7 protein-coding genes are annotated in these 8889 nt (G+C 62.2%); all 7 read right to left on the bottom strand.

What is annotated here, in order from left to right; genetic code table 11:
* Nucleotides 1-81 precede the first annotated feature (81 nt).
* Nucleotides 82-1134 carry a sulfate ABC transporter ATP-binding protein gene (locus PSV38_RS06500; protein ID WP_300546026.1) on the bottom strand — a complete coding sequence of 351 codons (1053 nt, stop codon included), beginning with the start codon at nt 1132-1134 and terminating at the stop codon, nt 82-84.
* Nucleotides 1131-2003, bottom strand: coding sequence for a sulfate ABC transporter permease subunit CysW (gene cysW, locus PSV38_RS06495; RefSeq protein ID WP_300546024.1), 873 nt, complete (start codon nt 2001-2003; stop codon nt 1131-1133). Before cysW ends, PSV38_RS06500 begins: the two co-directional genes overlap by 4 nt.
* A 1-nt stretch (nt 2004) precedes the next feature.
* The gene (gene cysT, locus PSV38_RS06490) at nt 2005-2847 is read right to left on the bottom strand and encodes a sulfate ABC transporter permease subunit CysT (RefSeq protein ID WP_300546022.1); all 843 of its coding nucleotides are present in this window, start codon (nt 2845-2847) and stop codon (nt 2005-2007) included.
* A gap of 26 nt (nt 2848-2873) precedes the next feature.
* Entirely contained in the window at nt 2874-3893 is a 1020-nt protein-coding gene (locus tag PSV38_RS06485; protein ID WP_300546020.1) for a sulfate ABC transporter substrate-binding protein, read from the bottom strand.
* 211 nt (nt 3894-4104) lie between these two features.
* Complete coding sequence (locus tag PSV38_RS06480) at nt 4105-5148, bottom strand: sulfate ABC transporter substrate-binding protein (protein WP_300546019.1); 1044 nt, start codon at nt 5146-5148, stop codon at nt 4105-4107.
* Between the two features lie 193 nt (nt 5149-5341).
* The gene (locus PSV38_RS06475; RefSeq protein WP_300546018.1) at nt 5342-6169 is read right to left on the bottom strand and encodes a proteasome-type protease; all 828 of its coding nucleotides are present in this window, start codon (nt 6167-6169) and stop codon (nt 5342-5344) included.
* Nucleotides 6166-8868 (bottom strand): DNA mismatch repair protein MutS, encoded by a 2703-nt coding sequence (gene mutS, locus PSV38_RS06470; protein ID WP_300546016.1) that lies wholly within the window; start codon nt 8866-8868, stop codon nt 6166-6168. Before mutS ends, PSV38_RS06475 begins: the two co-directional genes overlap by 4 nt.
* Nucleotides 8869-8889: the final 21 nt, after the last annotated feature.

The following is an 8889-nucleotide window of genomic DNA, read 5'->3' as shown; positions in this document are numbered from 1 at the left end:
TCTGGGGAGCAGCCTCGCGCAAGGGAAGAACGCCGCAGGCTTACCGCTTACGTTGGAAATTCATAAGCCCTCAGGCATCAATCAGGAAATGGTGTCGGCAAAGCGGCGCACACGGCGCGGCTTCAGGTGAACTGTGGCGCCTGCGACCAGGATGCCGCTGTCGCGCAGGGCTGCGAACTCGCCACGGGGCAACTCCACATCGACCTCGCCCTGGCCATCGACCCGGCGGAACTCCAGGCGGGTGTTCGGGCCCACGGTGAGGACATGCGCCAAGGTGACCGCCAGGCTGCCTTCTTCTGGATGGGCCAACACCTGGATCTCGTGTGGACGCACATAGCTCACATCGTCCAAGCCGCCGGTACTGGTCGATTCAGCCACGGCGCCTGGCGCATGGTCGCGGCCGTGGAACAGGTTCACATCGCCCAGAAACTTCAGCACGAACGGCGTGGCCGGGTGGTCGTAAACCTCGTCCGGCGGACCATCCTGCTCGATTCGGCCCTGGTTCATCACCACGATGCGGTCGGCCACTTCCATGGCTTCTTCCTGGTCGTGGGTCACGAACACGCTGGTGATGTGCACTTCGTCGTGCAGGCGGCGCAGCCAGCGGCGCAGTTCCTTGCGCACCTTCGCGTCCAGCGCGCCGAAGGGTTCGTCAAGCAACAGCACCTTGGGCTCCACCGCCAGCGCACGCGCCAGGGCGATCCGTTGACGCTGGCCGCCCGACAATTGGTGCGGGTAGCGGTCGGCGATCCAATCCAGCTGCACCAGCTTGAGCAGCTCGGTCACCTTCTTGCGGATGGTGCCCTCATCGGGACGTGTTTCCTTGGGCCGCACGCGCAGGCCGAAGGCCACGTTCTCAAAGATGCTCATGTGGCCGAACAGCGCATAGTGCTGGAACACGAAGCCAACCTGGCGGTCTCGCACCGACACATTGGTGGCATCGGCGCCGTGGAACAACACCGAGCCGCTGTCGGGCTGTTCCAGGCCGGCGATGATGCGCAGCAGCGAGGTCTTGCCCGAGCCCGAGGGGCCCAGCAACGCGACGAGTTCGCCAGAGGGGATTTCAATGTTCAGGTTGTCACAGACCGTGACCGACCCGAATCGTTTGACGAGGTTCTTGACTTCAATGCTCATGCGGGAACTCCAACATCCTTGACTTGGGCCAGCTCTTGCTTGACCTGACGCTCAACGATGAATTTCAAAACCAGGGTCACCAGGGCCAGACTGGCCAGGATCGAGGCCACTGCGAAAGAGGCGGCGAACTGGTACTCGTTGTACAAAATCTCAATGTGCAGGGGCAAGGTGTTGGTCTGTCCACGGATGTGGCCGGACACCACCGACACCGCGCCGAACTCGCCCATGGCCCGAGCGTTGCACAAGATCACACCGTAGAGCAAGGCCCACTTCACATTGGGCAGCGTGACCTTGAAGAAGGTCTGCCAGCCCGAGGCGCCCAGCACCCGCGCGGCCTCTTCCTGCTCCTGGCCTTGCGCCTGCATCAGCGGGATCAACTCACGCGCGATGAAGGGAAAGGTCACGAAAATGGTGGCCAACACGATGCCGGGCATGGCGAAGATCACCTTCAGGTCATGGTCACGCAGCCACTCGCCCCACCAACCTTGCAGGCCAAACACCAGCACGTAGACGAGGCCAGCAATCACCGGTGACACCGAGAACGGCAAGTCGATCAGGGTGAGCAGCACGCTCTTGCCACGGAAGTCAAACTTGGCGATCGCCCAGGCGGCCGACACACCGAACACCAGGTTCAAAGGCACGGCGATGACGGCGGCGGTGAGCGTCAACACGATGGCCGACAAGGCATCCGGCTCATTGATGGAAGCCAGGTAGACCTCCCAGCCCTTTTTGAAGGCCTCGAAGAACACCGACACCAGAGGCAGGAACAGGAACAGGGCCAGGAAGGCCAGCGCCAGGCCGATCAGCAGGCGGCGCACCCAGGCGGGCTCGTTGCGGCTGGCGGAAACATTGGGAGGAGACTGCGACATGTCACTTGCCTTGACGTTGGCGGGTCCAAGCTTGCAAGGCGTTGATCGCCAGCAGCAGGACAAAGGACATCATCAACATGACCACGGCAATAGCGGTGGCCCCCTGGTAGTCGTATTGCTCCAGCTTGGTGATGATGAGCAGGGGCGTGATCTCGGACACCATGGGCATGTTGCCCGCGATGAAGATGATGGAGCCGTACTCGCCCAGGGCACGGGCAAAAGCCAGTGCAAAACCGGTCAACAAGGCGGGCGTCAGGATCGGCAGGATCACCTTGGTGAAGGTTTGCAAACGCGAGGCGCCCAGGGTGGCCGAGGCCTCTTCCAGTTCGGCGGCCAGGTCTTCCAGGATGGGCTGCACCGTGCGCACCACGAAGGGCAAGCCGATGAAGGTCATCGCCACGAAGACACCGACGGGCGTGAAAGCCACCTTCACGCCCAAGGGCTCCAGGTATTGGCCGATCCAGCCATTGCCAGCGTACAAGCCCGTCAAGGTGATGCCCGCCACCGCGGTGGGCAAGGCAAAGGGCAAGTCCACCAGGGCGTCAACGATCCGCTTGCCGAAGAATTCGTAGCGCACCAGCACCCAGGCCACCAGCAAGCCAAACACGGCATTGACCACCGCCGCCGCCAACGAGGCGCCAAAGGTCAACTTGTAAGAGGCCACCACACGGGGCGAAGCCACGGCCTCCCAGAAGGCGGGCCACGTCATCGTGAACGTCTTCAGGAAGGTGGCCGACAAAGGCACCAACACGATCAGTGTCAGGTACATCAGCGTCAGGCCCAGCGCCAGGTCGAATCCCGGTAACACGCTGGGTTTGCGCAATAGAGTTTTTGAGAAAATCATGAATCAGCCGTTTGATACTGCCACGGTCACTTCTTGCCCAAGCCCAGGATCTGGTCGAAAGCGGCGCCATCGTTGAAGTGTTCTTTTTGTGCCTTCTGCCAGCCGCCGAAAACCTCGTCCACCGTGAAGGTCTTCACTTTGGGGAACTCTTTGGTGAACAAGGCCTGGGCCTTGTCGGTGCGGGGGCGCAGGTGGCTCTTGGCGGCGATGGCTTGGCCTTCGTCCGACCACAGGTACTTCAGGTAAGCCTCGGCCTGCTTGCGCGTCTTCTTGCGGTCCACCACCTTGTCGACCACGCTGACGGGGTTCTCGGCCAGCACCGTCCACTTGGGGTAGACCACTTCAAAGTCGCCGCCGAACTCGTTCAGGATCAGAGGCACTTCGCTCTCGAAAGTGACCAGGGCATCACCGATGTTGCGCTGGGCAAACGTGGTGGTGGCAGCCCGGCCGCCACCATCGAACACCGGCACGTGGGCAAAGATCTTGTGGACCAGGGCCTTGGCCTTGACCACATCGCCACCCGTCTTGATCACCGAGCCCCAGGCCGCCAGGTAGGTGTAGCGGCCGTTGCCGGACGTTTTGGGATTGGGGATCACCACCGAGATGCCGGGGCGGGCCAGGTCGTCCCAATCCTTGATGTTCTTGGGGTTGCCCTTGTGCACCAGGATCACGGTCACCGAGGCGGTGGGCGCGCTGTTGTTGGGGAAGCGCTTGGCCCAATCGGCGGGGATCAACTGGCCGCGCTCTGCCAGCAGGTCGATGTCATTGGCCTGGTTCATGGTGATGACGTCGGCTTCCAGGCCGTCGACCACGCTGCGGGCCTGCTTGCTCGAGCCGCCATGCGATTGGTTGATGGTCAAGGTCTCGCCAGTGGTTTGCTTCCAGTGTTTGGCGAAGGCCACGTTGTAGTTCTTGTAGAACTCGCGGGTGACGTCGTAGCTCACGTTGAGCAAGGTGGTGTCAGCCCAGGCGGAGCCGACCAGTGCCGACACGGACAGCACACCCACGGCGACATGGACAATTTGTTTCTTCAAAGAAAAACGCATGACAAGACCTTTTTTGATGCAGCAAGCGAATGTTAAAGAGCCCGCTTCTGCAGAAGAAGTGAGCATTTATCAGTTGCTTATGCAGTAAATGACTATGTAAGACAAAAATAGGCGGCTCTGACCGAGACCAGAGCCGCCCAACTGATGCCTTTGACTCCCTTTCAGGACGCCCCAGGCACCACCCCACTCGCTAGAAACTGGCCTTGATGATTCACTTCTTGGTGTAGATCTGGTCGAATACACCGCCATCGGCGAAGTGCGTCTTTTGGGCTTTGGCCCAGCCACCGAACACATCGTCGATCTTGATCAACTCGATCTTGGGGAACTGCTTGGCGTACTTGGCAAAGGCCTTGGCATCGGTGGGGCGGTAGAAGTTCTTGCCTGCGATGTCCTGGCCTTCGGCCGAATACAGGTACTCCAGGTAGGCCGTGGCCACTTCACGGGTACCCTTCTTGTCAACCACCTTGTCAACCACCGCCACTGGCGGCTCCGCGTAGATGCTGAAAGGTGGGTACACGATGTCAAACTTCTCGGCGCCAAACTCCTGCAGTGCCAGGTGGGCTTCGTTTTCCCAGGTCAGCAGCACATCGCCTTGGCCGCGCTCGGCGAACGTCACGGTCGACCCACGGGCACCCGAGTCCAACACGGGCACGTTTTCCAACAACTTGCCCACGAAGGCCTTGGCCTTGTCTTCAGAGCCCTTGCTGCGCTTCAGCTCGAAGCCATAGGCGGCCAGGTAATTCCAGCGAGCGCCACCCGAAGTCTTGGGGTTGGGCGTGATCACCGACGTGCCGGGCTTGACCAGGTCATCCCAGTTCTTGATCTTCTTGGGGTTGCCTTTGCGAACCAGGAACACGATCGTCGAGGTGTAGGGTGAGCTGTTGCCCTTGAGCTTCTTCTGCCAGGCCTTGTCCAGCAGACCGACGTTGGCGATGGCGTCAATGTCGTAGGCCAGGGCCAGGGTCACGACGTCGGCTTCCAGGCCATCGATCACGCTGCGACCTTGCTTGCCCGAACCGCCGTGCGAAGCTTTGACAGTGACGGTGTCACCGGTCTTGGCTTTCCAGTGCTTGGCGAAGGCCTCGTTGTACTCCTTGTAGAGCTCACGGGTGGGGTCGTAGGACACGTTCAACAGGGTGATGTCTTTGGCTTGGGCGACCGCAGGAGCCAGAGAAGCCACCCCGGCCACGGCCGTCAAGGCCGCGAGCGCGAGAACGTTGAAGGTGCGACGAGTGCGGTTGGAGACTGCTTGCATGTTGGTTCGAATCGTGGGTTGTGTTGAGTCAGTGGCTGAATCCTAAAAGCGGTGACATCAAAGCGGAACGAACAAAAATGCCTTTGCATATGCGATTGCCAAATGGTCAAAATCGCATTCCATCGGCCCCATAGAAAAAGCCAGCCACGTTTTGCAACGGGCTGGCTTTTTCTTTTGTGAACGCTGAATCAGTTCACCCCGGTGCCTGAATCTTGGTCAGCGGGTTCATGGCCTGCAATTGCGACGATGGGCTGGTGTGGGTCGACAGATCAGGCTGATCGCCGCTCCAGCTGGGGTCGGGGATCGAGTCGAACACCTGGCGCAGGCGCTGGCCCCAGGAGCTGCGGATCATGCGGAAGTAGGCGTTGGTGTCGTCGATGTTGATCAGCTTGTCGACTTTCAAGGCATCCGCCTCATAGACCATCAGGTCCAGCGGCAGGCCCACCGACAGGTTGGACTTCAGGGTCGAGTCCATCGAGATCAAGGCGCACTTGGCGGCCTCTTCCAGCGGCGTGCTCGGCGTGACCACGCGGTCGATCACCGGCTTGCCGTACTTTGATTCACCGATCTGGAAATAGCAGACACCATCAATGCCCGCTTCCACAAAATTGCCCGCCGCGTAGACATTGAACAGGCGCATGGTCTCGCCCTTGATCTGCCCACCCACGATGAGGTTGCAGTTGAAGTCGATGCCATGGTGCTGCAGCGCTTCGGCGTCGCGCGCGTAGACTTTGCGGATGGCGCTGCCCACGATGCGGGCCACGTCAAACATGCTCTTGGCGTTCCACAGGGTCACGGCCTTGCCATCTGGGGCTTCGATCTGCTCGGTGCCCAGCAACTGCTTGACGGCCTGGGTGATGGCCAAGTTGCCAGCGGACAGCATCACGATGACCCGGTCTTCGGGTTGCTCATAAACGGTCATTTTTCGGAAGGTGCTGATCTGGTCCAGCCCCGCATTGGTGCGCGAGTCGGAGAGGAAAACCAGCCCGGCATTCAGCCGCATGGCAACGCAATAAGTCATGATGAGCTCACGGATTTGAGTCGGTAGAGGGCGTCAAGCGCCTCGCGTGGGGTCAGGGTATCAGGATCGATGCTGGCGAGCATGGTCAAGGTCTCGGCCTCGGCCGACGTCAAACCCTCGCCAGACGACGGCGCCAAGGTCAGGCCGTCGTGCGCATCCAGGATCGGATCCGATCCAACCGAGACGGCGAACAGGTCAATCTGGTCATCAGCGTGGCGTTGCTGGGCTTCCAAAGCCTCCAGCGTGGCACGCGCCTGACGGATCAGAGCATGCGGCATGCCTGCCAGACGCGCCACTTGCACGCCGTAACTGCGGCTGGCGGGACCGGGCTGCAGTTCGTGCAGAAAGACGATGTCATCGCCCGCTTCTGCCACGCCCACGTGCACGTTCATGGCGCGTGGGTGCTTCTCGGGCAATGCTGTTAGCTCGAAATAGTGGGTGGCGAACAGGGTGAAAGCCTTGTTCTTGTCGTGCAGCTGGCTTGCGATGGCCCCGGCCAAGGCCAAGCCGTCGAAGGTGGATGTGCCCCGGCCGATCTCGTCCATCAGCACCAGAGAATGCTCGGTGGCGCCATGAACAATGGCGGCGGCCTCAGTCATCTCCATCATGAAGGTGGACTGGGCGTTGGCCAGGTCGTCGGCGGCGCCGATGCGGGTGTGGATGGCGTCGACTGGGCCCAGGCGGCAACTCGATGCCGGCACGTATGAGCCCATGGCCGCCAACAAGGCGATGAGTGCGATCTGCCGCATGAAGGTCGATTTGCCGCCCATGTTGGGGCCGGTGATGACCAGCATGCGGTGGTTCGCGTCCAGGCGGCAATCGTTGGGGATGAAGGTGACGCCGCTGGTTTCCATCAGGCGCGCTTCGACGACCGGGTGGCGGCCTTTCTCGATCTCGATGCAGGGATGGTTGACGAACTCGGGGCGGGTCCAGCCCAGGGTGCCGGCGCGTTCGGCCAAGGCTGACAAGGCATCCAGCGAGGCCAGGGCGCGGGCCAGGGCACTCAGCGCACCGAGGTGCGGCTGCAAGGTGTCGAGCAACTGGTCGTAAAGCCACTTTTCGCGGGCCAGGGAGCGGTCTTGCGCCGACAAGGCCTTGTCCTCAAAAACCTTCAGCTCGGGCGTGATGAAGCGCTCGGCGTTTTTCAGGGTCTGGCGGCGCTGGTAGTCCAGCGGCACCTTGTCGACCTGGCCTTGCGTGACCTCGATGTAGAAGCCGTGCACCTTGTTGTACTGCACGCGCAGGTTGCCAATGCCGGTGCGGGTGCGCTCGCGGGCTTCCAGATCGAGCAGGAAGGCGTCGCAGTTTTGCGAGATGGCGCGCAACTCGTCCAGGTCCGGGTCAACGCCGGTGGCGATGACGCCCCCATCGCGCAGCAGCACGGCGGGGGTTTCGGCCAGGGTGCGTTGCAGGGTCGCGGCGATGGCCGGGTCGGGCTGCAGGGCCGCATGGAGTTTTTGCAGCAGGGCCGAACAGGCGCCCTCGCCTGGCTGATCGATGCCGGGCACCCGAAGGCGAAGTTCGGGCAGCACCAGCAGGGTGTCGCGCAGCCCGGCCAGTTCGCGCGGGCGCACTTGGCGCAAAGCCACGCGGGCGGTGATGCGCTCGACGTCGCTCAGGCTGCGCAGGGATTCGCGCAGGGGTTCAAAGCCCTGCTCGGCGGACACCGGCTGCAGCAGGCAGGCCATGGCGTCGTGGCGTTCGCGGGCGATGGCGCGGTCACGCGGCGGGTGCGTCAGCCAGTGGCGCAAGGTGCGGCTGCCCATGCCGGTGCGGCAGGTGTCCAGCAAGGACAGCAGCGTGGGCGAATCTTCGCCGCGCAGGGTCTGGGTCAGCTCCAGGTTGCGCAGCGTGGCGGGGGGCAATTCCAGCAGGTCGCTGGCGCGGGCCACGTCCAAGCTGGCCACGTGGGCCAAGGCCCTGCCCTGGGTGTGTTCGGCGTAGCTCAACAAGGCGGCAGCGGCCGAATGGGCCAGCGTCAGGTCTTGCGCATTGAAGGCTTGCAGGCTGGCCACGCGCAATTGCTCACACAGCTTGCGCTGGCCCAAAGCGCTGTCGAACTGCCAGGTGGGGCGCGAGGTGAGCGAGGTGCGGGTCTGGCTCAGCAAGGTTTGCAGGCCGGGGGGCGTGCGGTCGCGGTCGTAGAGCAATTCGGCAGGTTGCAGGCGCGCCAGCCAACCAGGCAGTTCGCGCTCAGCGCATTCGCTCAGGCCCAGGTTGCCGCTGGACAAACCCAGCCAGGCCAGGCCACAACGGGCAGGACCGTTGGCGCGGCCACGCTTTTCAAGCACCACGGCCACGAGCAGCGCGTCTGCGCGCTCATTCAGCAGTTCGGTATCGGTCAGGGTGCCGGGCGTGACCACGCGAACCACCTTGCGCTCGACCGGGCCCTTGCTGGCACCGACCTCGCCCACCTGTTCACAGATGGCCACCGATTCGCCTTGCTTGATCAGCTTGGCCAGATACGTATCGAGCGCACTGACAGGCACACCCGCCATCACGACGGGCTCGCCGCCGGATTGGCCGCGCGTGGTCAGGGTGATGTCGATCAGGCGATTGGCCCTGCGAGCGTCATCAAAGAACAGCTCGTAGAAGTCGCCCATGCGGTAAAACAGCAGCGTGTCCGGGTGCTCCGCTTTGAGACGGAAGTACTGCTGCATCATCGGCGTGTGGCCGCTGAAATCCTTGTGCTCACTCATTGCTCGTTGCCCACCCTGCAA

The organism is Aquabacterium sp. (genome assembly GCF_029946005.1).
Taxonomy (GTDB): Bacteria; Pseudomonadota; Gammaproteobacteria; order Burkholderiales; family Burkholderiaceae_C; genus Aquabacterium.
Note: the sequence above shows the minus strand (reverse complement) of the source record. Positions and strands in the feature narration are given on the sequence as shown.